The organism is Paracoccus sp. 228, from assembly GCF_000967825.1.
Lineage (GTDB): Bacteria > Pseudomonadota > Alphaproteobacteria > Rhodobacterales > Rhodobacteraceae > Paracoccus > Paracoccus marcusii.
In genome coordinates this window covers 553637-578031 of record NZ_JYGY01000001.1, presented here as the reverse complement: position 1 = coordinate 578031, position 24395 = coordinate 553637, and the positions used below count along the sequence as shown (strand labels likewise).

The window sequence follows — 24395 nt, the reverse complement described above, 5'->3', positions numbered from 1 at the left end:
TTGCGCAGGCTGGCCCGCCTGACGCTGCTGATCTGGTCGCTGGCGACGGTCGCGGTGACGGGTTGGATGCTGTCGCAGAACCCCTTTGCCGCTCCGCTGGTCGATCGCGGCCTGGATCAGGCCCGTGCGGCCCTGACGCGCGCCGTGGCCGACCGCGCGACCCCGGACTGGCTGATCCCCCGCCTGACCGCCGCGCTGGATGCAGGCGACCGCCAGCAGGTGCAGATGCTGATGGATCTGGCCCGCGATCAGGGCATGCCGCTGCCACCCGACCTGCGCGCCCGTGCCGACGCCGCGCTGGCGGTCGGCATGCTGGACACGCTGTCCGATTGCGGCACCTGCATGCGCGACGTGACCGCCTGTCCCAGCCTGTCCCTGGTCGCCGCCTGCACCCTGCCGTTCGAACTGTCGCCCGCAGGCGATGCCGCCGCGCTGATCCGGCAGGGCGGCACCTGGGCTACCGGAGGCGACCCCGACGGCATCGAGGCTGCGCTGGCCACCCTAGGCCTTGCCGCGACCGCCGGAACCTTGGTCACGGCGGGCAGCAGTCTGTCGATCAAGGGCGCGGCCACCACGCTGCGCGTCGCGCGTCGCGCCGATGCGTTGTCACCCGGCATGACGCGGGCCCTGTCCGCCGCAGCGCGCAGTCCCGCGCCCACCCGGGCCCTGTCCGGCATAGCCGGTGATCTGCGGACGATCGGGCGACAGGCTTCGGTTCCGGAACTGCTGCCGATCCTGCGGCTGGCCGACGATCCGGACGACCTGCGCCGCCTGGCGCGTCTGTCAGAAGCCGCGGGGCCGGACACCACCCGCGTCCTGACAGTGCTGGGCAAATCCGACAGCCTGCGCCTGATGCGGCGCCTGGCCGACGCCGCCATGGCCGCAGCCGCCCTGATCGCGCTGGTTTTGGGACAGATGGCGGCGTTGCTGGGCGCCGGGGTTCAGATGGCCCTGCGCCGCGGCCTGCGCCCGAACCCTGCGCGGCGGATGCCGCCTCCGTTGCGTTCAGTTGCGGTCGGGCGCTAGAGCGAGATGGCGCTGATCAGCCGACCGTAATCGGCCTGGCCCTCATGCGTGGACCGGCGATAGCTGAAGAAACGGTCGGGGTCGGAATAGGTGCAGTGCCGCGACCATTCCGCCTGCACGCCAGCTGCGCGCAGGCGTGACAGCCCGAACGCGGGAAGGTCGAACATCGGCCGACCATTCGGACCGCCGGAAAAGAACCGGTCATTGGCCGTATCGTCAGCCAGAAACTCATCCATGAATTCGGGACTGACCTCATAGGCGCGCTGGCTGATCGTGGGACCGATCACCGCGCGGATGTCGGTCGCGCCCAGATCGCGCATGGCAGCCACCGTCGCCTCGATCACGCCAGCGATGGCGCCGCGCCAACCGGCGTGACAGGCGCCGACGACGCCGGCCGCGGCATCGGCCAGCAGCACGGGCTGGCAATCGGCGGTCAGCACAGCCAGGGCCACGTCGCGCCGGGCGGTGACCAGCCCGTCGGCCTTGATGTCCTTGACCACATCGACATCGTGATCGTCCATTAAGGTGACCACGTCCGCCGAATGGATCTGCTTGACGGTCGCCAGCGGCAGGCCCATCGCGCCCGCAACGCGGGCCCGGTTAACCAGCACCATCTCGCTTTGGTCCGAAGAGCGGCGCCCACAGTTCAGACCTGCGAACAACCCGGAGGATGCCCCACCCTTTCGCGTGAAAAATCCGTGCCTAACGTCGTAAAGCAACGGGTGGGTCAGGATCTCAAGCGTGGTCTGCATGGGCCTCCAGCGCGACAAATCCGGGCACGGGCGGCGCGCCCTTGGGCCAGATCGCGATTACCTTGAACAAGTGACCCATTTCGTCGGGGTGGGTCAAGCGCCGAAGCGCGGCCATCGCGCCCCCGTCACCCGCAGCGGCAAGCCGGGCGGCCCGTGCCTCGGCCCCCAGGGCGCGCAGCCAATCGCCCTGCCGCACCGGACGCGACGCCACCGCCCCGCCCCGGATGGCCGCAGCTGCCAAAAGCGCGAAGTCAACATGCGCCGTCAGGTCGGCCTGCCCCGGATGCGCCAGCGGATCTTCGGGGGCATGGTTGCGCAGAGCCTGAAACGTGTCGCCGAAGCCGTTCCACCCGCCATAATCGATCAGGATCGCGCAGCCGCCATGGGTCGCGATGTGGCGGGCAGCGGCCTCGACAAAGGCCGCGCCTTCGGGACATTCCTCGACGATGTCGCCCACGGACCCCGTCCGGGCCAGCGACACGACGGGGCCAAGTCCCATGCGCAGACCATCATCCGACAGCCCGACCAGACGCTCTCTCCAGCCATCGTCGGTCCGCTGGTACTGACGGATCGGGAGGGCGTCGATGAACTCGTTTCCTATCATAAACAAAGGTTTGGAACCTATATCCTCGATCCGGTCGAGATGCGTGAGGGGACCAAGGCGATCGCGCTGAACGCCGCGCAGATGCGGCGAGGCCTCGATCAGGGCAACGTCGGCGGCCTGGTGCAGGCCTGGCACCTGCCGCATCGCGCGCAGCATGTCGGCCATCAGCGTCCCGCGGCCCGGTCCCGGCTCGACCAAGGCGAACGGGGCCGGGGCACCCTGGTCCAGCCAAGCCTGCGCCAGCGCAAGGCCGCACAGTTCGCCGAACATCTGGTGGATCTCCGGGGCGGTCGTGAAATCACCCGCGATGCCGAAGGGATCGCGCGTCGCGTAATAGCCGTGACGACTGTCCATCAGGCAGACCTGCATGTACTCGGCCAGGCTGATCGGCCCCGTCGCGCGGATGCGCGCCGCGATGATCGCGGCCAGCGGCGTCATGCGGCGACATGCGGGCGGCGCCGCGCGTAAGCCACCAGCGCCAGCCCGATCAGGACCATCGGCAGCGACAGCGTCTGCCCCATCGTCAGGCCGATTACAGGGCCGCCCAAGACGTGGCCAAGCGGGTTGTCCGGCGTGATGAACTGGGCATCGGCGACGCGGAACAGTTCGACGAACATGCGCGCAAGCCCATAGCCGGCAAGGAAAACCCCGAACGCAAGGCCCGGGCGGCGCAGCCCTCCGGCGCGAACCAGGACCAGCAGGATCAGGCCCAGCAGCAGGCCCTCAAGTCCCGCCTCGTACAGCTGGCTGGGGTGGCGGGCGCAGGGTCCGACGATGCCGGGACAGGTCTGCGCCGCCTCGCCGGGAAAGACCACGCCCCACGGCAGGTCGGTGGGGCGGCCCCACAGTTCGGCGTTGATGAAGTTGGCGATGCGCCCGAAGAAGATGCCGATCGGCGCCACGACGGCCATCGCGTCGGCCAGCCGCAGGACGGGCACGCCCTGGCTGCGCGACCAGGCCCAGGTCGCCACGATCACGCCGGCAAAGCCGCCGTGAAAGCTCATCCCGCCCTGCCAGACCTGCAGGATCTGCCCGGGGTTCGACAGATAGTAGGCGGGCTCGTAGAACAGCACGAACCCCAGACGCCCGCCCAGGATCACCCCCAGGATGACCCAGGTCAGCAGGTGGTCGACCCGGTCGGGCGCGGTGGGCGGGGTGCCGCCCCACAGCGCGGGACGGCGCATCATCGCGACGATCAGCCGCCAGCCCAGGATCAGGCCGGCCAGATAGGCCAGCGCATACCAGCGCAGCGAGAACGAGAACCCGCCCAGGGTGATCGTGAAGATTTCGGGGGCGATGTCGGGAAACGGGATCATGAGGCCTCGGGTCTGCGATTTGCCGCGCACGCTAGTCGCCAAAGCCGCACTGTCAACATTGAACCCGGGACCGCACCGGACCATATAGGACGCAACGCAAGACAGAAGGGCACCGCCAGATGACCACCCAGAACCGTTTCTTCGACGACATGTCCAAGCTGATGACCAATGCGATGGGCGTGGCGCAAGGCGCCCGCAGCGAGGCCGAGACGGCCATGAAGGGCTGGATCGACCGCTGGCTGGCCGACCGCGACTTTGTCACCCGCGAGGAGTTCGAGGCCGTGCGCGAGATGGCGATCAAGGCCCGCACCGAGAATGCCGAACTGAAGGCGCGGCTGGACGCCCTGTCCGCGGGTGCCGACAAGCCTCAGGGCTGAAGCACCGTCTGTCCCATCAGCGTTCCCGCGCGGTCATAGACCAGCACCCGGTCGTCCGTCGTCAGCACGACGATCCGATCGGTCGCGAAGGTCACCGCGCGGGTTTGCGCATCTTGGGGCAGCGTGATCGCATCTGGCAGTTCGGGCAGCACGGGCTGGTTCAGCCGCACCCACAGCAGCGCCACGACCGCGATCATCCCCACCCCCATGACCAGCGTCAGCCCCGTCACCAGCGTCTTTAGAAAGCGCAGTTCCGGGACGGCTTTCGCCGCCACCTTCCAATCGGTATCATCCTGCGCCATGTCGATCCTTTCCGTGACCATTCCGGCCAACCCGCCCGACCGACTTGATAAGGCGCTTGCCATGGCGGTGCCAGAGGATGCGGCCCTGTCGCGGTCGCGCCTGGCGCGGCTGATCGCTGACGGTGCGGTAAGCGGTCCGGACGGCCCCGCACGCGATGTCAAGGCGCGTGTCGCCGAGGGTCAGGAATACCGCATCGCCCTGGCCCCGCCCGAGCCTGTCGAGACGCGGGCCGAGGCCATTCCGCTGGTCATCGCGCATGAGGATGATGACCTGATCGTGATCGACAAGCCCGCCGGGATGGTCGTCCATCCCGCGCCGGGCAGCCCCACCGGCACGCTGGTCAATGCGCTGCTGGCCCATTGCGGCGATTCGCTGTCGGGCATCGGGGGTGAAAAGCGCCCCGGCATCGTGCACCGCATCGACAAGGACACGTCGGGCCTGCTAGTCGTCGCCAAGTCGGACCGCGCGCATCACGGCCTTGCCGCCCAGTTCGAGGCGCACACGGCCAACCGGCGCTATCTTGCGCTGGCGCACGGGGCGATCGACGCGGCCGACCCGCGTCTGCGTGGCACGCCCGGCGTCTCGTTCGAGGCAGGTCTGGTGCTGCGGATCGCCACGCACCTATCGCGCCACCCGACCGACCGCCAACGTCAGGCGGTCTTTGCCGACAAGGGCCGTCATGCCGTAACCCGCGCGCGGCTGCTGGAACGGTTCGGCACGCCACCTTCGGCCATGCTGGTGGAATGCCGGCTGGAGACAGGGCGCACCCACCAGATCCGGGTGCACATGGCCCATTGCGGCCTGGGACTGATCGGCGATCCGGTCTATGGCGGGTCGCGACGCGCCTCTGCCAAGGCGCTTGGCACCGCGGCGGCAGCGGTCCAGGCGTTTTCGCGACAGGCGTTGCACGCCGCGCATCTGGGGTTCGTCCATCCGGTCACTGGGGTCGAGATGGGGTTCGACAGTCCCCTGCCCGACGACATGCAGGCCCTTCTGGACGCCCTTCGCACCGCCCCTTGACGAAAGCGTGAGCCGACCACACATGACACTGCCCGCGCGGATGCGGCATTCTGTCCCGGAACCGGGCTGTTCGACGCTGCGTTAACCGGTCTCTGCGAAAGGCGAACATCATGGCGACTTATGGAAATCTTCCCGCCCCAAGCCCGGAACAGGGTCTGAACCGCTATCTGCAGGAGATCCGCAAGTTTCCGCTGCTGGAACCCGAACAGGAATACATGCTGGCCAAGGCATGGGCCGATCACGAAGACAGCGACGCCGCGCATCAGCTGGTCACCAGTCACCTGCGTCTGGCCGCAAAGATCGCGATGGGCTATCGCGGCTATGGCTTGCCGCAGGCAGAGGTGATCAGCGAGGCGAATGTCGGCTTGATGCAGGCGGTCAAGCGGTTTGACCCGGAACGTGGCTTCCGCCTTGCCACCTATGCAATGTGGTGGATCCGCGCTTCGATCCAGGAATACATCCTGCGGTCCTGGTCCTTGGTCAAGATGGGCACCACAAGCGCGCAGAAGAAGCTGTTCTTCAACCTCCGCAAGGCCAAGTCCAAGATCGGCGCCCTGGAAGAAGGCGATCTTCGTCCCGAGAACGTTGCTCAGATCGCCACCGAACTGAACGTCACCGAAAAAGAGGTCGTCGACATGAACCGCCGGCTTTCCGGTGGTGATGCCTCGCTGAATGCGCAGGTCGGGTCGGGCGATGGCGAATCGTCGGCGCAGTGGCAGGACTGGCTGGAGGACACGAACGCCAATCAAGCCGAGGCCTATGCGGAATCGGAGGAGTTGGACACGCGTCGCCAGATGCTGATCGACGCGATGGATGCGCTGAACGAGCGTGAGAAGGACATCCTGATGGAGCGTCGTCTGCGCGACGACCCGATGACGCTGGAGGATCTGTCCAGCCGCTACAGCGTATCGCGCGAACGTATCCGTCAGATCGAGGTGCGCGCGTTCGAGAAGCTGCAGGAACGGATGCGCACCCTGGCCCGCGACAAGGGCATGCGGATCGCCGATACGGTCGAGTGACCCGCGCCGCATTGACGCAACGCGGCGCGGCGCTATGGTCTGGGCACCCTGCAGGATGACCCTAGACCATGCCCGCCCCCGTGACTGCCCTGACTGAATTCCAGCGCCTTGAGGCGCAGGGCTCGTGGCGCGAGACGCCCGAATCACGGCTGCGCGAGGTCATCGTCTCGGTGGGCGCCGCGACGCTGACGATGATGGACCCGAAATCGGACCGACCTCTGTCGCACTGGTCGCTGCCTGCGGTGACGCGGATCAATCCCGGTCAACTGCCCGCGATCTATACCCCGAACGGCCAGGCACCAGACGAAACCGTCGAGATCGATGATCCGCTGATGATCGAGGGGATCGAACGCGTCCAACGGGCCATCGCCATCCACCGTGCCGTGCCGGGCCGCCTGCGCGGCGTCGTCACGGTGCTGGGCGCTGTCGCCATGCTGGCTGCCCTGACATTCTGGCTGCCCGACGCGCTGATCCGCCATGCGGCCCGGATCGCTCCCCCTGCACAAGCGCGCACGATCGGACTGGCCGTGCTGGCCGATCTGGAGCACAGCGCCGGTGCCGTCTGCCGTCGGCGGTCAGGCCAGCAGGTGCTGGACTGGATCGCACCCCAGTTGATCGGCGACCAGGCCCTGGTGCAGGTCGTGCCCGCGCCGCTGAACGGGGCGCGTCGCCTGCCGGGTGATCTTTACGTGTTGGGCAACGACCTGTTGGTCACCACCCCCGGGCCTGAAGCCTCTGCCGGTCACCTGATCGCCGCCCGTCTGGCGGTCGAGGACAAGCAGGCGACGCTGGATGCGCTGCGGCATGCGGGTCTGATGAACTCACTGCGCCTGATGACGCTTGGGACGCTCTCGCGCGACGCGATGCAGGGCTATGGAGAGACGCTGCTGTCGCAGTCTTTGCCCCGGCCTGACCTCGCCACCCTGCCCCCGGCCTTTGCGGAACGCGGGCTGTCGACCGAACCCTATGCGCGCAGCATCGATCCGACCGGCGCCGCCGTCCTGCCACTGATCGAGGCCGACCCGATCCGTCAGGGAACCACGCCTGCCCGCCTGCTGACCGACGAACAGTGGCTGGCGCTGCAGCAGATCTGCGCGGGCTGACGCCCTTTTAGACGAACTGTTCGCGCAGCAGGCGTTCGTCCAGCCCATGGCCCGGATCGAACAGCAGGCGGTGACGGATGTCGTCGGCGCTGCGGATTTCGACCTGCGTCACGTGGCGGACAGAACGGCTGTCGGCATCGGCCATGACAGGGCGGCGGTCGGCGTTCAGCACCTCGATCACCACGGATGCACCCTTGGGCAGAAGCGCCCCCCGCCAGCGGCGCGGACGGAAAGGCGCGATGGCGGTCAGGGCCAGCACCTCTGATCCGATCGGCAGGATCGGCCCGTGCGCGGAGTAGTTGTAGGCCGTGGATCCCGCCGGGGTGGAGACCAGCGCACCGTCGCAGACCAGTTCCTCCATCCGCAGCCGCCCGTCGACATGGATGCGCAGCTTGGCGGCCTGCGGCCCCTCGCGCAGCAGGCTGACCTCGTTGATCGCCAGGGCCTCGGTGCAGGTGCCGTCGGCACAGGTGGCGCGCATGCGCAGCGGGTTGATGACCGTCTCCTCGGCCAAGGCAAGGCGGTCGGTCAGGTCGTCCTGGGCATAGGCGTTCATCAGGAACCCCACCGTGCCACGGTTCATGCCATAGACCGGCAGCCCCCGACCCTGCGTCGCGTGCAGGGTCTGCAGCATGAACCCGTCCCCGCCCAGGGCCACCACGACGTCGGCCTCCGCCAGCGGGGCCTGGCCATAGCGCGCCGTCAGCACGGACAGAGCCGCCCGGGCGGTCTCGGCGTGGCTTGCGGTGAAATGCACGTTGCGTGTCATCGGCCGTCCTGTCCCCTGATGGACCCGCACCATCACGCGCGACAGGCATGATGACAAGCGCATTCCGCAGCGCGTCGCAACGGGCGGGATGCGGGTCGTTTTGTCACTTTCGGCATGCGCGACGTTGCGTTAAAAGACGCAAACTCAAGCCGCCCCAGCCCAAAAAGGACGAAAGACCGATGAACGCACCGACCCGCGACAACGGCTTCTTCACCGAAACCCTGGCCAGCCGTGACCCCGACATTGCCAAGGCGATCACCCAGGAATTGGGCCGCCAGCGCGACGAGATCGAGCTGATCGCCTCCGAGAACATCGTCAGCCGCGCCGTGATGGAGGCCCAGGGGTCCGTCCTGACCAACAAGTATGCCGAGGGCTATCCGGGCAAGCGCTATTACGGCGGCTGCCAGTATGTCGACATCGCCGAGAACCTGGCGATCGAGCGTGCCAAGCAGCTGTTCGGCTGCGAATACGCCAACGTCCAGCCCAACAGCGGCAGCCAGATGAACCAGGCCGTGTTCCTGGCGCTGCTGCAGCCGGGCGACACCTTCATGGGCCTGGACCTGAATTCGGGCGGTCACCTGACCCACGGATCGCCGGTCAACATGTCGGGCAAGTGGTTCAACGTCGTCAGCTATGGCGTGCGTGCGCAGGACCATCAGCTGGACATGGACGCGATCGCCGAAAGCGCCCGCCAGCACAAGCCCAAGCTGATCATCGCGGGCGGCACCGCCTATAGCCGCAGCTGGGACTGGGCCGCCTTCCGCGCCATCGCGGATGAGGTCGGCGCCTATCTGATGGTCGACATGGCGCATATCGCGGGCCTGGTCGCGGGCGGCGCGCATGCCTCGCCCGTGCCGCACGCGCATGTCGTGACCTCGACCACGCACAAGTCGCTGCGCGGTCCCCGGGGCGGCCTGATCCTGACCAACGACGCGGACATCGCCAAGAAGATCAACAGCGCCGTGTTCCCCGGCCTGCAGGGTGGCCCGCTGATGCACGTGATCGCCGCCAAGGCCGTGGCCTTTGGCGAGGCGCTGCGCCCCGAGTTCAAGACCTATGCCCAGCAGGTCGTCAAGAACGCCGCCGCCATGGCGGACGAGCTGATGAAGGGCGGCATCGACATCGTATCGGGCGGCACCGACAACCACCTGTGCCTGGCCGACCTGCGCCCCAAGGGCGTGACCGGCAAGGCGACCGAGGCCGCCTTGGGCCGTGCGCACATCACCTGCAACAAGAACGGCGTGCCGTTCGACCCTGAAAAGCCGTTCGTGACCTCGGGGATCCGTCTTGGCGCGCCCGCAGGCACCACCCGCGGCTTTGCCGAGCCCGAGTTCCGCCAGATCGCCCGCTGGATCGTCGAGGTCGTCGACGGGCTGGCCGCCAATGGCGAGGAGGGCAATGCCGCGGTCGAGGACAAGGTCCGCGCCGAGGTCAGCCAGCTCTGCGCCCGCTTCCCGCTGTACCAGGGCATGTGATCGCCCGACACCGGTGACCTGAACGCCCCGCCGCGCCCCCGCGCGGCGGGGTTTTCCGTTTGTGCCATTTGCGCATCCTGCAGTTTCGGGTCATGGTTTGCGCGGACATTTAGGGATGAGGACAGATGACACCACCCAATCGCCCCCAGGCCGAACCGCGCTGGAGCCTGGTCGGACCCGGCCTGGTCGTGGCCGCAACCGGCGTCGGCGCAGCCGACCTGATCGCCACGACCGTCGCGGGCAGCAAATACGGCTATGCCCTGCTGTGGGCCGTCGTTGCGGGCTGCATCATGAAGATCGTGCTGGTCGAGGGTGCCGGCCGCTACAGCCTGGCCACCGGCAACACCATCTTCGAGGGATGGAGCACGCTTGGCAAATGGACCAGTTGGTATTTCGGCCCCTACATCGTGATCTGGGGCTTTGTCTATGGCGCGGCGGCGATGGCCGGGACGGGACTGGCGCTGACCTCGCTGATGCCGTTCCTGGGCGTTCCGGCCTGGGGCATCCTGTCGGGCCTGTTGGGCCTGGCGCTGGTCTGGTCAGGCCGCTACGACCTGTTCGAACGGGTGCTGACCGCGATGGTCATCCTGATGTTCATCGCCATGGTCCTGGCGGCCGCAGCCACCCTGCCCAACCTTGGCGAGGTCCTGACCGGCCTTGCCCCGATGATCCCGGATGGCGCGATGATCAACGTCCTGTCCGTCGCGGGCGGCGTCGGTGGCACGATCACGCTGGCGGCCTATGGCTACTGGCTGCGCGAGAAGGGCTGGGACAGCCCGCGCTTCATGTCGGTCATGCGCATCGACAACGCGGTCGCCTATCTGGTGACCGGCCTGTTCGTCGTGGCGACGCTGATCGTGGGAGCGGAACTGCTCTACTCAGCGGGCATCGCCATTGGCGGCGGCGATCAGGGCATGGTCGACCTCTCCCGCGTCCTGGGTGAACGCTATGGCCCCTGGCTCAGCAAGCTGTTCCTGATCGGGTTCTTCGCGGCATCATTCAGCTCGCTGATCGGGGTGTGGAACGGGGTCAGCCTGATGTTTGCGGACTTCATGGGCCATGTGCAGGGCAAGCCGCACGCCCATCCCGACCGCCTGGCGGGCGGGCGCTACTATCGCGCCTACATCGTCTGGCTGACCATCCCGCCCATGGCGATGCTGTTCTTGGGCCAGCCGGTGCTGCTGATCCTGGCTTACGGCGTGCTGGGCGCGCTGTTCATGCCATTCATGTCGGTCACGCTGCTGTGGATCCTGAACACCGACCGCGTACCCGCCGAATGGCGCAACAAGCCGCTGACCAACATCCTGCTGGTCATCTGCACGCTGGCCTTTGCCGCACTGGCCGTCGATCAGCTGCGCAGCTCGATCATGCGGCTGTTCTAGGACTGCCAGGCGGGCTTGCGCTTCTCGAAGAAGGCCGAGATCCCCTCGGGGGCCTCGGCACCCTGCCAGACGGCGACCAGGCGGTCGATGCTGTCTTCGATGACGGCGGCGTCGATGCGCGGACCAAGCGCGCGGCACTGCGCCTTGGCCGCCGCGACCGCCCCCGGTGCCGCCTGCAGGAAGGGGGCCACCTCGGCCTCCACCGCCGCATCCAGATCCGCCGCCGCGACCCGGCGCGACACTAGGTTCAGGTCCACGGCCTCCGCGGCATCGAACAGGCGCGCCGAAAAGAACACCCGCCGCGCCGCGGGCTCGCCCATGCGGGCCAGCACATAAGGGCCGATGGTCGCGGGGATCAGGCCCAGCCTGACCTCGGTCAGCCCGAACCGCGCCGTGTCGGCGGCCACCACGATGTCGCTGACCGCCATCATGCCCACGCCCCCGCCAAAGGCATTGCCCTGAACCCGCGCGATCAGCGGCTTGGGCAGCAGGTTCAGCGCCGAGAGCATCCCGGCCAGCGCCCGCGCCCCCTCGCGCCGCGTGGCGTCATCCGCGGCCATCTGCTCGCGCATCCAGCCCAGATCGCCGCCCGCGCAGAAACTGCCGCCTTCGGCCGCCAGAACCACCACGCGTACCGACGCATCCGCGCCCAGATCGGCGGCGGCCCGGGTCAGCTCGTCCATCATCGGGCGGGACAGGGCGTTGTGCTTTTCCGCACGCGTCAGCCACAGGGTCGCCACGCCACGGTCGTCGCGGTCGATGCGGATGGTCTCAGGCATCGGGGGTCTCCCTCAGGGCGCGGGCCATGGCAGCGGCGCGGGTGATGATGTCCATGTCCAGCCCATGCGCGAAACCGCGCCTGTCCAGATGGCGGGCCAGCGCCTCTGTCGCGACGTTGCCCGCGGCGCCCGGCGCATAGGGGCAACCACCCAGGCCGCCGACCGCGGCGTCGAAGACCCGCAACCCACGCTCCAGGCTGACATCCACGTTCTGCAGCGCCCGCCCCGCGGTGTCGTGGTAATGCCCGGCCAGGCGGCCGGCGGGCAGTTCCTCCAGCACGGCGGCCAGCATGGCGTCGATGGTCTCGGGGCGGCCCTGCCCGATCGTGTCGCCCAGGCTGATCTGCTGACACCCCATGTCGCGCAGCGCGGCGGCCACGCGGGCCACGGCGGCGGGGGCCACCGGCCCGTCGAAGGGACAGTCGGTCACCACGCTGACATAGCCGCGCAGGGTGACGCCGTCGGCCTGCGCCTGCGCCGCAACCGGTGCCATCCGCGCTAGGCTGTCGGCGATGCTGGCGTTCAGGTTCGCCCGGCTGAATCCCTCCGAGGCGCTGGCAAAGACCGCGACCGTGTCGGCCTGCGCCGCCCGCGCCGCCTGATAGCCGCGCAGGTTCGGCGTCAGCACCGCATAGCGCGTGCCGGGGCGGCGGGTGATGCCCGCCATCACCTCGGCCCCGTCCGCCATCTGGGGCACCCAGGCCGCGGGAACGAAACTGGTGACCTCGATATCCGCAAAGCCCGCCTGGCTCAGCAGGTCGACCAGGGCGATCTTGTCGGCGGTGGGGATCAGCCGCTTCTCGTTCTGCAAACCGTCGCGGGGGCCCATCTCGAAGATCCGGACATGCTCAGCCATCGGCGGGCTCCAGCCGGATCAGCGGTGCGCCGGCCTCGACCTGGTCGCCGGCTTGGGCCAGCACCTCGGCCACCACGCCATCGGCGGCGGCGGTCAGGCTGTGCTCCATCTTCATGGCCTCCAACACGGCCAGCCGGTCGCCCGCGGCGACGGTCTGTCCCGCCGTCACATGCACCGCCTTGACCAGCCCCGGCATGGGTGACCGGGTCATCCCGTCCCCCGCCCCGTCGGCCGCCTTGCGCGCCAGCGGGTCCAGCGGGGTCAGGTGCACCACGCGGCCGCCAAAGACGCCGACGCCCGCCGGGTGAACCACGACGCGGTGGCGGCAGGGCTGCCCGTCCACCCACCAGCGCCCCGACTGCCAGCGCACCTCATGCGCGCGGTCCAGCGTGACGCGCGCCGCACCCGGCCCGGTCACCTCCAGCATCGCCTCACCGCCCTCCCACGCGATCGTGCGGCGCAGCGGCTGCCACAGGGTCGCGCCGCCGCGAATGTCGGGATCGGCCAGCCCCGCCAACCCGATGACGCCCAGAACCAGGGCGGCGCGATCCTCGGCCCCGCCATCCAGTAGCGACGGCAGGTCGCGGGCGATCAGGCCCGTGTCGACCTCGCCACGCTTGAACCCGGCATGACGGGTCAGCGCGATCAGAAAGTCCAGGTTGGTGACCGAACCCGCAACCTCGGTATCGACCAGCGCCTGCTCCAGCGCGCGCAGCGCGATGGCGCGGGTCGCACCCCACGTGACCACCTTTGCGATCATCGGGTCGTACCACGGGCTGATCGTATCGCCCGGACGTACACCCGTCTCGATCCGGGCACCGTCGGGAAAGCGCAGATGGGACAGCCGGCCGGTAGCAGGCAGAAAGCCTGCGGGCACATCTTCGGCATACAGTCGTGCCTCAAAAGCGTGGCCGGCAGTTACGATCAAGCGCTGTTCGCGGGGAAGCGGCTCTCCGCTGGCCACGCGCAGCTGCCATTCGACCAGATCGATGCCGGTCACGGCCTCGGTCACGGGGTGTTCGACCTGCAGGCGGGTGTTCATCTCCATGAACCAGAACCCGTCGGGCCGCAGCCCATCCGCACCGTCCACGATGAACTCGATCGTACCCGCCCCGGCATAGCCGATGGCCTCGGCCGCGCGCACCGCCGCACCGCCCATCGCCGCCCGCATCTCGGGCGTCATGCCGGGGGCCGGGGCCTCCTCAATCACCTTCTGGTGGCGGCGCTGCAGGCTGCAGTCGCGTTCATAGAGATGCACCGCGCGGGTGCCGTCGCCGAAGACCTGCACCTCGATATGGCGTGGCTGCAGGATGTATTTCTCGATCAGCACGGCGGGGTTGCCGAAGGCGCCCTGCGCCTCGGACCGGGCGCTGTCCAGCGCATCGCGGAACTGCGCCGGGTCGTCCACGCGCCGCATCCCCTTGCCGCCGCCCCCCGCCACCGCCTTGATCAGCACCGGATAGCCGATCCGCGCGGCTTCGGCGGCCAGATGGTCCGGGTCCTGGTCCGCGCCGTGATAGCCGGGCACGACCGGCACGCCCGCCTTCTCCATCAGCGCCTTGGCCGCGTCCTTGAGCCCCATAGCGCGGATCGCCGCCGCCGACGGGCCGATAAAGACCAGCCCCGCGGCCACCACCGCATCGACGAAGTCGGGGTTCTCGGACAGGAAGCCGTAGCCCGGATGGATCGCCTGCGCGCCGGTGGCCTGGGCCGCCGCGATGACCCTGTCGCCCCGCAGATAGCTTTCGGCGGGGGCCGGGCCGCCCAGATGCACGGCCTGATCGGCCATCTGCACATGGCGCGCATCACGGTCGGCGTCGGAATAGACCGCGACCGTCGCCACGCCCAAGCGGCGGCAGGTGTCGATGACGCGGCAGGCGATCTCGCCCCGGTTGGCGATCAGGATCTTGTCGAACATGTCGTGCCCCTCACATGCGGAACAGGCCGAACCGCGTCGGCTGGATGGGTGCGTTCAGGCTGGCGCGCAGCGACAGGGCCAGGATGTCGCGCGATTGGCGCGGATCGATGATCCCGTCGTCCCACAGCCTTGCGGAGGCATAGAGGGGATGGGACTGGCGCTCGAACATCTCGACCGTGGGGCGCTTGAACTCGGCCTCGTCTTCGGGCGACCACTGGCCGCCGGCACGTTCGATGCCGTCGCGGCGGACGGTGGCCAGGACGCCCGCGGCCTGTTCGCCGCCCATCACGCTGATGCGGCTGTTGGGCCAGGTCCACAGGAAGCGCGGGGAATAGGCCCGCCCCGCCATGCCGTAATTGCCCGCGCCGAAGCTGCCGCCGACCAGCATGGTGATCTTGGGCACGTTGGTGGTGGCGACCGCTGTAACCATCTTGGCGCCGTGGCGGGCGATGCCCTCGTTCTCGTATTTGCGGCCGACCATGAAGCCGGTGATGTTCTGCAGGAACACCAGCGGAATGTTGCGGGCGCTGCACAGTTCGATGAAATGCGCGCCCTTCTGTGCGGCCTCTGAAAACAGCACGCCGTTGTTGGCGATGATGCCCACCGGGCAGCCGTCGACATGGGCAAAGCCCGTGACCAGCGTCTCGCCGAAGCGGGCCTTGAATTCGTCAAAGCGGCTGCCGTCGACGATGCGGGCGATGACCTCGCGGATGTCATAGGGGGTGCGCAGGTCGGCCGGCACCACGCCCAGGATCTCCTCGGGGTCATAGGCGGGCGGTTCCGGGGACTGCCAGACGACGGTGTCGGGACGGCGGCGGTTCAGGTTGGCGATGGCGCGGCGGGCCTGGGCCAGCGCGTGAGCGTCGTCCTCGGCCAGGTAATCGGCCACGCCGGACAGACGGGTGTGCACGTCACCGCCGCCCAGATCCTCGGACGTGACCACCTCGCCGGTGGCTGCCTTGACCAGCGGCGGACCGGCCAGAAAGATCGTCCCCTGGCCGCGCACGATGATCGTCACGTCGGACATGGCGGGAACATAGGCGCCGCCCGCGGTGCAGGACCCCATGACGACGGCGATCTGCGGGATGCCCTTAGCGCTCATCCGGGCCTGGTTGAAGAAGATGCGGCCGAAATGGTCGCGGTCGGGAAACACCTCGTCCTGGTTGGGCAGGTTCGCGCCGCCGCTGTCGACCAGATAGACGCAGGGCAGGCCGCATTCCTCGGCGATCTCCTGGGCGCGCAGGTGCTTCTTGACCGTCATCGGGTAATAGGTGCCGCCCTTGACCGTCGCGTCATTGGCCACGACCATCACGTCCTGGCCATGCACCCGCCCGACCCCGGCGATGACCCCCGCACAGGGCGCGGCCCCGTCGTACAGGCCATGTGCCGCCAGCGCGCCGATCTCCAGGAACGGGCTGCCGGGGTCCAGAAGGTTGGCCACCCGTTCGCGCGGGGGCATCTTGCCGCGGCTGACGTGGCGCTCCAGCGCCTTGGGGCCACCGCCGGCGATGGCAGCCTCCGCGGCCTCGCGGGCGGTCTCCAGCAGGGCCAGATGCGCGGTGCGGTTGGCGCGGAACCCCTCGGACGAAGGCAGCGCGGTCGAGGTCAGTTTCATCGTGTAGTCTCCTCGGCCAGGTCCAGATCGCGCAGCGCGCGACGCATGACCTTGCCGGTCACGGTCATGGGCAGGGCATCCAGAAAGGCGATCTCTCGGGGATAGGAATGGGCGGCGGACCGGCTGCGGGCATGGGCCTGCAGGTCGGCGGCAAGGTCGGGCGACGGTTCATGGCCGGGCCGCAGCACGACGTAGGCCGTGACGATTTCGGTACGCAGCGCACAGGGCTTGCCGACCACGGCGACCTGCGCCACGGCGGGATGGCGCAGCAGGCAGTCCTCGACCTCGGACGGCCCGATGCGGTACCCGGCCGAGGTGATGACGTCGTCGTCGCGTCCGACGAACTGGACATGGCCGTCCCGGATGACGCCCCGGTCGCCTGTCACCAGCCAGTCGCCGCGGAACTTGGCTGCGGTGGCCTGCGGGTTCCGCCAGTATTCCAGCATCATGCTGCCGGCGCCGCGGCGGATGGCGATGTCGCCCTCGGCATCGGTTGGCCGGCCCTGCGCGTCGATCACCGCCAAGTCGAACCCGGGCACCGCGCGCCCGATGGCGCCGGGACGGGCCGGAAACATCGCGCCGCTGCCCGATGCGACCATGTTGCATTCGGTCTGACCATAGAATTCGTTGATCTGCAGGCCGAATGCCTCCCGGCCCCAGTCCAGCATGGGGGCGCCAAGCGTCTCTCCGCCCGATGCGACGCTGCGCAGGCCGGGCAGGCGTACCCCCGCGACCTTGAGCATCCTCAACGCGGTGGGCGGCAGGAACACGTTGCGGATGCCGCAGTCGCGGATCAGGCCCGCGACGGCATGCGGATCGAACTTGGCCATCGGGGTGGCGACCACGGGCACGCCAAGCGCAAGCCCCGGCATCGCCACGTCGAACAGACCGCCGATCCAGGCCCAGTCCGCGGGCGTCCAGATGACGTCGCCCGGCTGGCCCAGCAGGTCGTGGCTCATCTCGACCCCCGGCAGGTGACCGGTCAGCATGCGATGCCCGTGCAACGCGCCCTTGGGCGTGCCTGTCGTCCCCGAAGTATAGATGATCACCGCCGGGTCTTCCGGCCCGGTGTCGCGCGTGGCGAAGGGCCCGGCATCGGGCAGGCCGTCCTCGGGGACGATCACCCGCAGATGGGGGAACGGGGCCAGCATCCGGCGCCCTTGGGCGTCGGTGATGACGGTCGAGATACCCGCGTCGCGCAAACGCAGGTCCAGCGCATCCGGGCCGAACAGCTTGAACAGCGGGACAGAGATCGCGGCCGATTTCCACACCGCCAGATGCGCGGCCGCCGTCCAGGACGATTGCGTGCGCAGGATGCCGATCCGGTCGCCGCGATCGGCCCCAAGCGCGTGGGCCAGCGCATCGGTCATTGCCTCCAGCGTGGCGAAGGTCACCGGGTGCGGGGCGCCGTCATGGTCGATGATCGCCACCCGGTCCGGGGCATGGGCCAGGCACTGGTCGGCCATGTTCAGCCGCGCGGGGTACTGCCAGCAGAAGTCCCGGCACAGCCGCGCGTGGTCCGCGTGATGCAGCAGGCGTGCCATCTCACGGGCCTTCGCGCAGATAGCCGTCCAGTTGGTTCGCCTGACGGGCGGTCAGGGTCAGTGCGCATTGCGCGGCCGCGGGCCCCGCGCCGGTGCCGCCGCCCCATCGCGTCGCCTCGTATTCGCAGGCAGCGTCGCGGAAGGCGATCCAGGCGCGCTGCATGTCGCGCAGGGCACCCGCTTGACGCGGACTCGCGGCGTCCAAGCTGTCCAGTTCCGCATCGCCTGCCTCTGCCCGCGTCATCACCTCGCCATAGGCGGTGTTCAGTCGATCGTCCCACCAGTCACGTTCGGCGCCCAGGCAGAACCCCATGCCGACCGTGCTGGACCCGCCCTCGCCCTCCATGCAGGCATTCGCGGCCAGGCCCGCACAGCTGTCGGGCGCCGCATCGCTGTCAAGGCATGCCAGCACGGGCGCGGGGTCAAAGGACGGCGCGTCCTGCGCCATCGCGGGGGCCGCCAACAGCGCCAGGGCAAACAGGATGCGCATCAGACCAGTCCCATCAGTTCGCGCCCGATCAGCATGCGGCGGATCTCGCTGGTGCCGGCCCCGATCTCCATCAGCTTGGCGTCGCGGAACAGGCGGCTGACGACGCTGTCGGACAGGAACCCGGCCCCGCCAAGCGCCTGCACGGCTTGATGCGCCTGCACCATCGCCTGTTCGCTGGCATACAGAACCGCACCCGCCGCGTCCTGCCGCGTGACCTTGCCCGCGTCGCAGGCCCGCGCGACCTCGTAGACATAGGCGCGGGCGGTGTTCAGCGCGACATACATGTCGGCGATCTTGCCCTGCATCAGCTGGAACGACCCCACCGGCTGGCCGAACTGCTTGCGTTCCGCCACATAGGGCAGGACCTGATCCAGGCAGGCCGCCATGATACCGGTGCCGATGCCGGCCAGAACCACCCTCTCGTAGTCCAGGCCCGACATCAGCACCCGAACGCCCCGGCCCTCCTCGCCCAGGACGTTCTCGAACGGGATCTCGACATTGTCGAAGATCAACTCGCCCGTGTTCGATCCGCGCATCCCCAGCTTGTCGAAATGCGGGCTGGTGGTGAAACCGGCCATGTCGCGCTCGACGATGAATGCCGTGATGCCCTTCGACCCGGCCTCGGGGTCGGTCTTGGCATAGACCACCAGCGTCTGCGCGTCGGGCGCGTTGGTGATCCAGTACTTGCTGCCGTTCAGCACATAGCGGTCGTTCTTCTTCTCGGCGCGCAGGCGCATCGCTACGACGTCGCTGCCCGCGCTTTCCTCGGACATGGCCAGGGCGCCGACGGCCTTGCCGCTGCACAGGTCGGGCAGGTATTTCGCACGCTGCGCATCGGTGCCGTTCAGCTTGATCTGGTTCACGCACAGGTTCGAATGCGCGCCATAGGACAGGCTGATCGACGCGCTGGCCCGCGCGATCTCCTCGACCGCGATCACATGCGCCAGATAGCCCATGCCCGACCCGCCGTACTGTTCATCCACCGTGATGCCCAGCAGGCCCAGATCGCCCATCTCGGTCCACAGCTGGTTGGGAAAAGCGTTGGTGCGGTCGGTCTCGGCCGCCAGGGGCGCGACGCGATCGGTGGCCCATCCGTGGACCATCTCGCGCAGCGCGTTCACATCCTCGCCCAGATCGAATTCCATGCCCCGCGTGAACATCGCGATCCCCCCTCCCCAGTTATTGAACGCTTGTTCATTTCCATAGCGCAGGCCGCGCGCGCCCGTCAAGCAGGCTGCGCCGGTTGGGCCGATGCGTCAAGCGCGGGGCTTGTCCCTGCCCGCCCGACGCGCCAAAGGAGGGCGATGCGACTGATGATCCTGCGCCATGCCCCCAGTCTTGCCGACGGCCTGCTGGCCGGCCGGCGCGATGTGCCTGCCGATTGCGGCGATGCTGCCGCATTCGCGCGCCAGGCGGCCCGCCTGCGTCCCGCCCAGGTCATCGCCAGCCCGGCGCTGCGCTGTCGTCAGACGGCCACCGCCCTGGGGCTTGTGCCCGACAGGCTGGAGCCCGCGCTGTGGGAACAGGACCTGGGCGCGTGGGAGGGGATGGACCCGTCACTCCTGCCCGACCTTGGTCCCCTGCCCCTCGATGCCTTGGCCCGCCACCGCCCCGACGGCGGTGAAAGCTTCGATGACATGGCCGCGCGGGTGATCCCGGTCCTGCAGGCGCTGCAGCGGGACACGGTGATCGTGGCGCATGCGGGCACCGTGCGTGCGGCACTGTCCATCGTGGTCGGGCCTGCCGCCCTGTCCTTCGCGGTGGCGCCCCTGTCGCTGACCGTGCTGCAGCGCGCCGGTGCCGATTGGGCGGTGCAGACCGTCAACCTCTGCGCAGGAGACTAGGATGGCCGTGATCGCCCTGCTGGCGCTGATGCTGGATGTGCTGATCGGTTGGCCCGATGCGGTCTATCGCCAGGTCGGGCATCCGGTGACCTGGGCCGGGCGTCTGATCGCGGCGCTGGATCGCGCGCTGAACAAGGGCCGGGCGCGGCGCGCCAAGGGTGCGCTGACCGTGGTTGTCGTCCTGTTGGCGGCCATGATACCCGCGGTCCTGATCCAAGCATGGCTGGGCCCGTGGGTCGCGGCCGTGCTGGCGTGGCCGCTGGTCGCGGCGCGGTCGCTGGACCAGCACCTACGCGCGGTGGCCGTCCCCCTGGCGGCGGGCGATCTGGCCGCCGCTCGCGGTGCGACCGCGATGATCGTGGGGCGCGACGTCACCCGCGCCGATACGCCCGCGCTGTCCCGCGCCAGCCTGGAAAGCCTGGCCGAGAATTTCAGCGACGGCGTCATCGCGCCGCTGTTCTGGGCGGCGGTCGGCGGGCTGCCGGGCATCGCGGCCTACAAGGCGATCAACACGATGGATTCGATGATCGGCCACCGCACCCCACGGCACGAGGCATTCGGAATGATCGCCGCGCGCCTGGACGACGTGGCGAACCTGATCCCCGCGCGGCTGTCGGCGGGGCTGATCGCGATCGCGTCCGGTCGGCGCGCGGGTGCGGCGCTGCGGGTGGCGCTGCGCGACGCGTCTGCCCATCGGTCGCCCAACGCCGGCTGGCCCGAGGGCGCGATGGCAGGCGCCCTGGACTGCCGGTTGTCCGGTCCGCGCGTCTATGCCGACCGGGTCGCGGCCGAGCCGTGGCTGAATGCCGCCGCGCCCGACCCGGATGCGGCGGACCTGCGCCGGGGCATCGCGCTGATCCGTCGCGCCACGGTGGTCGCGGCGCTGCTGCTGGCCACGGCGGCGCTGGTCTGAGGGATCAGAACAGCATGACCTCGACGCTTTGCGTGCGCAGTTCCGCGACCGAGTTCGTGGTCAGGAACGCCACGTCCGCCGCGTCGCGCCCGACCGCGACCAGGGCCATCTGGTCCGCATGGGCCATGCCGGTCGGATCAACCAGGTGCCAGTCGCCGCCCAGATAGACCTGCACGACCGCGTGGAAATCCTGCGGCTGGACATGGGGGGCATAGACGCTGGCGATGCGCGCGGGGATCTGCTGCGCGCGGCACAGCGCGATCAGCAGATGCGCATAGTCCCGGCAGACGCCGCGCCGATCCAGGAAGGTGTCCGCCGCCGTTGTATCCCCGTCGCTGGTTCCGGCGACATAGTCCAGGTTGCGTTCCACCCAATCGCGCATCGCGGCGACCAGCGGGCCGCCCGTCAGCCCCTCGAACCGAGAGCCGGTGAAATGGCCGAACCGTTCCGACTGGCAATAGCGCGACGGCAGAAGATAGCGCAGCGCGTCGCCGGGCATGTCCTCGACCTCGACGGCCTGCAGGCTCGCCAGATCGGGACGCGGGCGGGTCACCTGGACCTCGGCCGAATAACGGCAGGTCAGCCGGTCCTGCAGGCGCATGACGATGCGTTCGCCGATGCCCTCCTCGGCCGGAACGCGGGCCAGCTTCAGGGGCTGGCCCAAGTCGATGTTGGTGCGGTTCAGGATCTGTCCGTGAACGCCCGCCGCCTCGATCAGCAGCAGCGCGGGCCCGGGCGCTTCCAGCGCATAGTCAAGCGTCACGTCGATCTTCATCCGCATCGGCGGCTCCTGTCAGGTTGGGGTGGGTCGGGAAAGGGGCAGAGCCGTGCCCGCTTGCGCGGCCATTGTCAATCGTCAAGCGGCGGCTTGGTTCCGCGGGCGTCAGGATGACGCAGCCGCATCCAGCATCACGGTGACGCGGAACCGGGCACCGCCCCGGTCAGAGGCACCGTGATCCAGCCCACCGCCCATCTGGCGGGCATAGATCAGGCAGATCTGCATGCCCAGCCCGCGCGCCGCATCCGGGTCGAACCCGGCAGGCAGGCCCGGCCCGTCATCCGACAACGTGACGCTCAACGCGCCCGCGTTCTCCGCCAGGTCCAGCCACAGCCCCGGCCGCCGGCCCGGATGCGCGTGCTTGACGGCATTGCCGATCAGTTCGGCCAGGATCTGGCCGATCGCTGCCGCCTGCCCCGCCGTCACCCGCAGATCGCGCGCCAGCGCGTCGTTCACGGTGATCGCCGCCTCCAGCGCCTGCGCCAGATCGGTCGCCAGCGCCCCGACATAATCGCGCAGGCTGACATCGCGGCTGCCCGGGTCCAGGTGCAGCTGGTCGTGCACCCGCGCCAGGGTCGAGATGCGGTTCGCCGCATCGGACAGCTGCGCGCCCGCCGGGCCGCCGGCCTGCTGGCGCGCCTGCATCCGCAGAAGAGCGATGACCGCAGCAAAGCTGTTCTTCACCCGGTGGTCGATCTCTCCCATCAGGATGTGCTGACGGGCGATGGCCTCGTCCTTGCGGGCGATCTCCTGCTGCAGCTGCCGTCGGATGGTCACGCTGTCGGTCACGTCGCGCGACGACGCCAGGATGCGCACCACGCGGCCCGCCGCGTCCCGGACCCCCGACACGGTGACGTGCCACCAGCGCGGCGTGCCGCGCGCGGTCGGGCAGAAGGCCTCGAACCGGGTCACGGCGCCGGTCAGCGCCGCCTGCATCGCGTCGTTCAGCATCCGGTCCGCCTCGGGCGGCCACATCGACGGCCAGGGCCGCTGATCGACACTGGCGAAATCGTCGATCTCCATCGCGCACAACCCGTTGCCGTTCATGAAGATCAGCCGCCCCTCGGGGTCCAGCAGCTTGATGCAATCCGGCGAGGCATCCAGAACCGACAGCGCGAATCCCGCTTCGGACCCGGCCAGCAGGTCGATCGCGCGCAAATTCGGATCGGTTGGAACCATGAATGAACCCGACAGTGACGCGGGCCTGTCCCGGCCCGCCGCTTGACGTCCCGCTTGGCCCTCCGGCCCGGTCACGTCAAGGACCAATCCGGACGGCACGGAAACGTTAGCCAAGGCCCGCCGCGCCGCGCAAGGGACATGTGCGGGCCAGATCGCGCGCCTGATGCGACACGCCCCGCGCCAGCGGCAGCAGGTCCGCCTGCAGCGCGTGATAGATGTCGGGCTTGCCCCGGAACTGCGTCGCGGCCGGGCGGTCGTCATCGCCCAGTTCGGGGAACCACCCGCCGCGGGCGTGGTCGATCAGATGCCCGTCCGCAAAGGCCCACAGGCGGCGGTACCAGTCGCCGTCGCCGGGTCGGGGGTCCAGCTTGATCAGGGCCGCCAGCGCGCCGATCGCCTCGGTCACCGGCCACCAATAGCGCGCCGGATTGTCCACGCGACCGTCGCGCAGCGTGTAGGCCAGCCCGCCCCGGTCGGCCCAGGCATCCGCCAGCGCAGTATCGACCAGCGCACGCGCCTGCGCGACCGCGCCTGTGTCGGGGCGCCCGGCCAGATCCCACCAGTGCAGCAGCAGGCGCGCCATCTCGAAGCTGTGGCCCGGCGTGGTGCCGGCGGGGCGGAACATCGGGTTGCCGGCATAGGCATGGTCGGGCCGCCAGCGGTCGTCGTAATGTTCCGGGATGCGCCAGCCATGCGCCGCCGCCTGCCCCGCGATGAAGAAATCCAGGATCCGCCCGGCACGGTCCAGATGGACGGGCGCGCCGGTCGCCTCGAACGCGGCCAGCAGCGCCTCGACCCCGTGCATGTTGGCGTTCATGCCGCGATAGGTCGAGAACGCCTGCCAGTCGCGCGTGAACTCGTCGCGGAACAGTCCCGCGTCGTCGTCCCAATAGTGGCGGTCCAGTACCCGCGTGATGGCGGTCAGCAGGCGATCCGCATCCGGGTGCCCGATCATCTTGGCGCTGGACGCGGCCAGCAGCACGAACACATGGCCATAGGCCAGCTTGGGCCCCTCGACCGGCGCGGTGCCGTCCACGGCCCACAGATAGCCGCCGTGATCGGTGTCGCGATGCGCGCGCCACAGCCAGTCCATGCCCTGATCCACGATCCCCGCACGGTCCGGCCGCCCGGCCATCTGCGCCAGCGCATAGGAATGGACCAGCCGCGTGGTCGTGTGCAGCTCCTGCACCGTGCCCGGCAGAGGCGTGCCGTCCAGGTCCAGCACATGAAAGCCGCCCTCGGGCCGGATGCTGGCATCGAAGAAGTCCAGCGCCCGGTGCGCGTCGCGCGCCAGAAAGGCGCGGTGATCGGTGTCGTCAAGCACGCTCATGGC

General features: G+C 69.1%; 24 protein-coding genes. 9 read left to right on the top strand and 15 right to left on the bottom strand.

All coding sequences use genetic code 11. The features are described 5' to 3' along the window. The gene (locus tag SY26_RS02740) at positions 1 to 1026 is read left to right on the top strand and encodes a hypothetical protein (RefSeq protein WP_045999163.1); all 1026 of its coding nucleotides are present in this window, start codon (positions 1 to 3) and stop codon (positions 1024 to 1026) included. Here the strand turns inward: SY26_RS02740 and pgeF are convergent. The 3 genes from pgeF to lgt are packed head-to-tail and all read right to left on the bottom strand — an operon-like array spanning position 1023 to position 3698. Continuing rightward, positions 1023 to 1778, bottom strand: a complete 756-nt coding sequence (pgeF, locus tag SY26_RS02735) for a peptidoglycan editing factor PgeF (RefSeq protein WP_045999162.1) — start codon at positions 1776 to 1778, stop codon at positions 1023 to 1025. The two genes, SY26_RS02740 and pgeF, sit on opposite strands and share 4 nt — an antisense overlap. Then, positions 1762 to 2820, bottom strand: coding sequence for a class I SAM-dependent methyltransferase (locus tag SY26_RS02730; protein ID WP_045999161.1), 1059 nt, complete (start codon positions 2818 to 2820; stop codon positions 1762 to 1764). Before SY26_RS02730 ends, pgeF begins: the two co-directional genes overlap by 17 nt. Continuing rightward, positions 2817 to 3698 carry a prolipoprotein diacylglyceryl transferase gene (gene lgt / locus SY26_RS02725; protein ID WP_045999160.1) on the bottom strand — a complete coding sequence of 294 codons (882 nt, stop codon included), beginning with the start codon at positions 3696 to 3698 and terminating at the stop codon, positions 2817 to 2819. The genes SY26_RS02730 and lgt overlap by 4 nt, the downstream gene beginning before the upstream one ends. A gap of 119 nt (positions 3699 to 3817) precedes the next feature. Between lgt and SY26_RS02720 the strand changes: the two genes are divergently transcribed. After that, the gene (locus tag SY26_RS02720; protein WP_045983033.1) at positions 3818 to 4075 is read left to right on the top strand and encodes an accessory factor UbiK family protein; all 258 of its coding nucleotides are present in this window, start codon (positions 3818 to 3820) and stop codon (positions 4073 to 4075) included. Here the strand turns inward: SY26_RS02720 and SY26_RS02715 are convergent. Next, the gene (locus tag SY26_RS02715; RefSeq protein WP_045999159.1) at positions 4066 to 4377 is read right to left on the bottom strand and encodes a DUF6476 family protein; all 312 of its coding nucleotides are present in this window, start codon (positions 4375 to 4377) and stop codon (positions 4066 to 4068) included. The two genes, SY26_RS02720 and SY26_RS02715, sit on opposite strands and share 10 nt — an antisense overlap. Between SY26_RS02715 and SY26_RS02710 the strand changes: the two genes are divergently transcribed. From SY26_RS02710 to SY26_RS02700, 3 genes are all read left to right on the top strand, one after another. Then, positions 4376 to 5398, top strand: a complete 1023-nt coding sequence (locus SY26_RS02710; protein ID WP_045999158.1) for an RluA family pseudouridine synthase — start codon at positions 4376 to 4378, stop codon at positions 5396 to 5398. The two genes, SY26_RS02715 and SY26_RS02710, sit on opposite strands and share 2 nt — an antisense overlap. Before the next feature lie 110 nt (positions 5399 to 5508). Continuing rightward, complete coding sequence (gene rpoH / locus SY26_RS02705; RefSeq protein ID WP_045999157.1) at positions 5509 to 6417, top strand: RNA polymerase sigma factor RpoH; 909 nt, start codon at positions 5509 to 5511, stop codon at positions 6415 to 6417. A 68-nt stretch (positions 6418 to 6485) separates the two neighbouring features. Further along, the gene (locus SY26_RS02700; RefSeq protein ID WP_232303247.1) at positions 6486 to 7520 is read left to right on the top strand and encodes a hypothetical protein; all 1035 of its coding nucleotides are present in this window, start codon (positions 6486 to 6488) and stop codon (positions 7518 to 7520) included. Positions 7521 to 7527: 7 nt separating this feature from the next. Here the strand turns inward: SY26_RS02700 and SY26_RS02695 are convergent, their stop codons facing one another. After that, positions 7528 to 8352, bottom strand: a complete 825-nt coding sequence (locus tag SY26_RS02695; protein ID WP_084693650.1) for an NAD kinase — start codon at positions 8350 to 8352, stop codon at positions 7528 to 7530. 116 nt (positions 8353 to 8468) lie between these two features. Between SY26_RS02695 and glyA the strand changes: the two genes are divergently transcribed. Both glyA and SY26_RS02685 read left to right on the top strand, forming a co-directional pair. Beyond that, positions 8469 to 9764, top strand: coding sequence for a serine hydroxymethyltransferase (gene glyA, locus SY26_RS02690; protein ID WP_045999155.1), 1296 nt, complete (start codon positions 8469 to 8471; stop codon positions 9762 to 9764). Positions 9765 to 9889: 125 nt separating this feature from the next. Next, a complete protein-coding gene (locus SY26_RS02685; RefSeq protein WP_045999154.1) occupies positions 9890 to 11146 on the top strand; it encodes an Nramp family divalent metal transporter in 1257 nt (418 codons plus the stop codon). Here the strand turns inward: SY26_RS02685 and SY26_RS02680 are convergent. Genes SY26_RS02680 through SY26_RS02650 form a run of 7 tightly spaced genes read right to left on the bottom strand, consistent with a single transcriptional unit; the run spans position 11143 to position 19508 of the window. Further along, positions 11143 to 11925: a crotonase/enoyl-CoA hydratase family protein gene (locus SY26_RS02680; RefSeq protein WP_045999153.1), complete on the bottom strand. Its 783-nt coding sequence runs from the start codon at positions 11923 to 11925 to the stop codon at positions 11143 to 11145. The two genes, SY26_RS02685 and SY26_RS02680, sit on opposite strands and share 4 nt — an antisense overlap. Then, complete coding sequence (locus tag SY26_RS02675) at positions 11918 to 12781, bottom strand: hydroxymethylglutaryl-CoA lyase (protein ID WP_045999152.1); 864 nt, start codon at positions 12779 to 12781, stop codon at positions 11918 to 11920. The genes SY26_RS02680 and SY26_RS02675 overlap by 8 nt, the downstream gene beginning before the upstream one ends. Then, positions 12774 to 14699 carry a biotin carboxylase N-terminal domain-containing protein gene (locus SY26_RS02670; protein ID WP_045999151.1) on the bottom strand — a complete coding sequence of 642 codons (1926 nt, stop codon included), beginning with the start codon at positions 14697 to 14699 and terminating at the stop codon, positions 12774 to 12776. Before SY26_RS02670 ends, SY26_RS02675 begins: the two co-directional genes overlap by 8 nt. Before the next feature lie 10 nt (positions 14700 to 14709). Continuing rightward, entirely contained in the window at positions 14710 to 16314 is a 1605-nt protein-coding gene (locus tag SY26_RS02665) for a carboxyl transferase domain-containing protein (RefSeq protein WP_045999150.1), read from the bottom strand. Further along, on the bottom strand, positions 16311 to 17858 hold the full coding sequence (locus tag SY26_RS02660) for an AMP-binding protein (RefSeq protein WP_045999149.1): 1548 nt from the start codon (positions 17856 to 17858) through the stop codon (positions 16311 to 16313). The genes SY26_RS02665 and SY26_RS02660 overlap by 4 nt, the downstream gene beginning before the upstream one ends. Before the next feature lies 1 nt (position 17859). Next, positions 17860 to 18348, bottom strand: coding sequence for a lysozyme inhibitor LprI family protein (locus tag SY26_RS02655; protein WP_045999148.1), 489 nt, complete (start codon positions 18346 to 18348; stop codon positions 17860 to 17862). After that, positions 18348 to 19508 carry an isovaleryl-CoA dehydrogenase gene (locus SY26_RS02650; RefSeq protein ID WP_045983020.1) on the bottom strand — a complete coding sequence of 387 codons (1161 nt, stop codon included), beginning with the start codon at positions 19506 to 19508 and terminating at the stop codon, positions 18348 to 18350. The genes SY26_RS02655 and SY26_RS02650 overlap by 1 nt, the downstream gene beginning before the upstream one ends. Positions 19509 to 19652: 144 nt before the next feature. Here SY26_RS02650 and SY26_RS02645 point away from each other — a divergent pair, with 144 nt between their 5' ends. Both SY26_RS02645 and cbiB read left to right on the top strand, forming a co-directional pair. After that, complete coding sequence (locus SY26_RS02645; protein WP_045999147.1) at positions 19653 to 20192, top strand: histidine phosphatase family protein; 540 nt, start codon at positions 19653 to 19655, stop codon at positions 20190 to 20192. A 1-nt stretch (position 20193) separates the two neighbouring features. After that, a complete protein-coding gene (gene cbiB, locus SY26_RS02640) occupies positions 20194 to 21105 on the top strand; it encodes an adenosylcobinamide-phosphate synthase CbiB (RefSeq protein ID WP_045999146.1) in 912 nt (303 codons plus the stop codon). A gap of 4 nt (positions 21106 to 21109) precedes the next feature. Here cbiB and SY26_RS02635 read toward each other — a convergent pair whose 3' ends face one another. The 3 genes from SY26_RS02635 to SY26_RS02625 form a co-directional block, all read right to left on the bottom strand. Beyond that, positions 21110 to 21886 carry a transglutaminase family protein gene (locus SY26_RS02635; RefSeq protein ID WP_045999145.1) on the bottom strand — a complete coding sequence of 259 codons (777 nt, stop codon included), beginning with the start codon at positions 21884 to 21886 and terminating at the stop codon, positions 21110 to 21112. Positions 21887 to 21988: 102 nt separating this feature from the next. Next, entirely contained in the window at positions 21989 to 23062 is a 1074-nt protein-coding gene (locus SY26_RS02630) for a sensor histidine kinase (RefSeq protein ID WP_045999144.1), read from the bottom strand. A gap of 106 nt (positions 23063 to 23168) precedes the next feature. Then, on the bottom strand, positions 23169 to 24392 hold the full coding sequence (locus tag SY26_RS02625) for an AGE family epimerase/isomerase (RefSeq protein ID WP_369799387.1): 1224 nt from the start codon (positions 24390 to 24392) through the stop codon (positions 23169 to 23171). Positions 24393 to 24395 lie beyond the last annotated feature (3 nt).

Bases quoted from the DNA above. Each gene is read 5' to 3' on its own strand.
- SY26_RS02630 (WP_045999144.1), bottom strand. From the start codon at position 23,062: ATGGTTCCAACCGATCCGAATTTGCGCGCGATCGACCTGCTGGCCGGG.
- SY26_RS02715 (WP_045999159.1), bottom strand. From the start codon at position 4,377: ATGGCGCAGGATGATACCGATTGGAAGGTGGCGGCGAAAGCCGTCCCG.
- SY26_RS02680 (WP_045999153.1), bottom strand. From the start codon at position 11,925: ATGCCTGAGACCATCCGCATCGACCGCGACGACCGTGGCGTGGCGACC.
- pgeF (WP_045999162.1), bottom strand. From the start codon at position 1,778: ATGCAGACCACGCTTGAGATCCTGACCCACCCGTTGCTTTACGACGTT.
- SY26_RS02730 (WP_045999161.1), bottom strand. From the start codon at position 2,820: ATGACGCCGCTGGCCGCGATCATCGCGGCGCGCATCCGCGCGACGGGG.
- SY26_RS02645 (WP_045999147.1), top strand. From the start codon at position 19,653: ATGCGACTGATGATCCTGCGCCATGCCCCCAGTCTTGCCGACGGCCTG.
- SY26_RS02635 (WP_045999145.1), bottom strand. From the start codon at position 21,886: ATGCGGATGAAGATCGACGTGACGCTTGACTATGCGCTGGAAGCGCCC.
- SY26_RS02670 (WP_045999151.1), bottom strand. From the start codon at position 14,699: ATGTTCGACAAGATCCTGATCGCCAACCGGGGCGAGATCGCCTGCCGC.
- rpoH (WP_045999157.1), top strand. From the start codon at position 5,509: ATGGCGACTTATGGAAATCTTCCCGCCCCAAGCCCGGAACAGGGTCTG.
- SY26_RS02655 (WP_045999148.1), bottom strand. From the start codon at position 18,348: ATGCGCATCCTGTTTGCCCTGGCGCTGTTGGCGGCCCCCGCGATGGCG.
- SY26_RS02665 (WP_045999150.1), bottom strand. From the start codon at position 16,314: ATGAAACTGACCTCGACCGCGCTGCCTTCGTCCGAGGGGTTCCGCGCC.
- cbiB (WP_045999146.1), top strand. From the start codon at position 20,194: ATGGCCGTGATCGCCCTGCTGGCGCTGATGCTGGATGTGCTGATCGGT.
- glyA (WP_045999155.1), top strand. From the start codon at position 8,469: ATGAACGCACCGACCCGCGACAACGGCTTCTTCACCGAAACCCTGGCC.
- lgt (WP_045999160.1), bottom strand. From the start codon at position 3,698: ATGATCCCGTTTCCCGACATCGCCCCCGAAATCTTCACGATCACCCTG.
- SY26_RS02710 (WP_045999158.1), top strand. From the start codon at position 4,376: ATGTCGATCCTTTCCGTGACCATTCCGGCCAACCCGCCCGACCGACTT.
- SY26_RS02675 (WP_045999152.1), bottom strand. From the start codon at position 12,781: ATGGCTGAGCATGTCCGGATCTTCGAGATGGGCCCCCGCGACGGTTTG.
- SY26_RS02695 (WP_084693650.1), bottom strand. From the start codon at position 8,352: ATGCGCTTGTCATCATGCCTGTCGCGCGTGATGGTGCGGGTCCATCAG.
- SY26_RS02660 (WP_045999149.1), bottom strand. From the start codon at position 17,858: ATGGCACGCCTGCTGCATCACGCGGACCACGCGCGGCTGTGCCGGGAC.
- SY26_RS02625 (WP_369799387.1), bottom strand. From the start codon at position 24,392: ATGAGCGTGCTTGACGACACCGATCACCGCGCCTTTCTGGCGCGCGAC.
- SY26_RS02650 (WP_045983020.1), bottom strand. From the start codon at position 19,508: ATGTTCACGCGGGGCATGGAATTCGATCTGGGCGAGGATGTGAACGCG.
- SY26_RS02700 (WP_232303247.1), top strand. From the start codon at position 6,486: ATGCCCGCCCCCGTGACTGCCCTGACTGAATTCCAGCGCCTTGAGGCG.
- SY26_RS02685 (WP_045999154.1), top strand. From the start codon at position 9,890: ATGACACCACCCAATCGCCCCCAGGCCGAACCGCGCTGGAGCCTGGTC.
- SY26_RS02720 (WP_045983033.1), top strand. From the start codon at position 3,818: ATGACCACCCAGAACCGTTTCTTCGACGACATGTCCAAGCTGATGACC.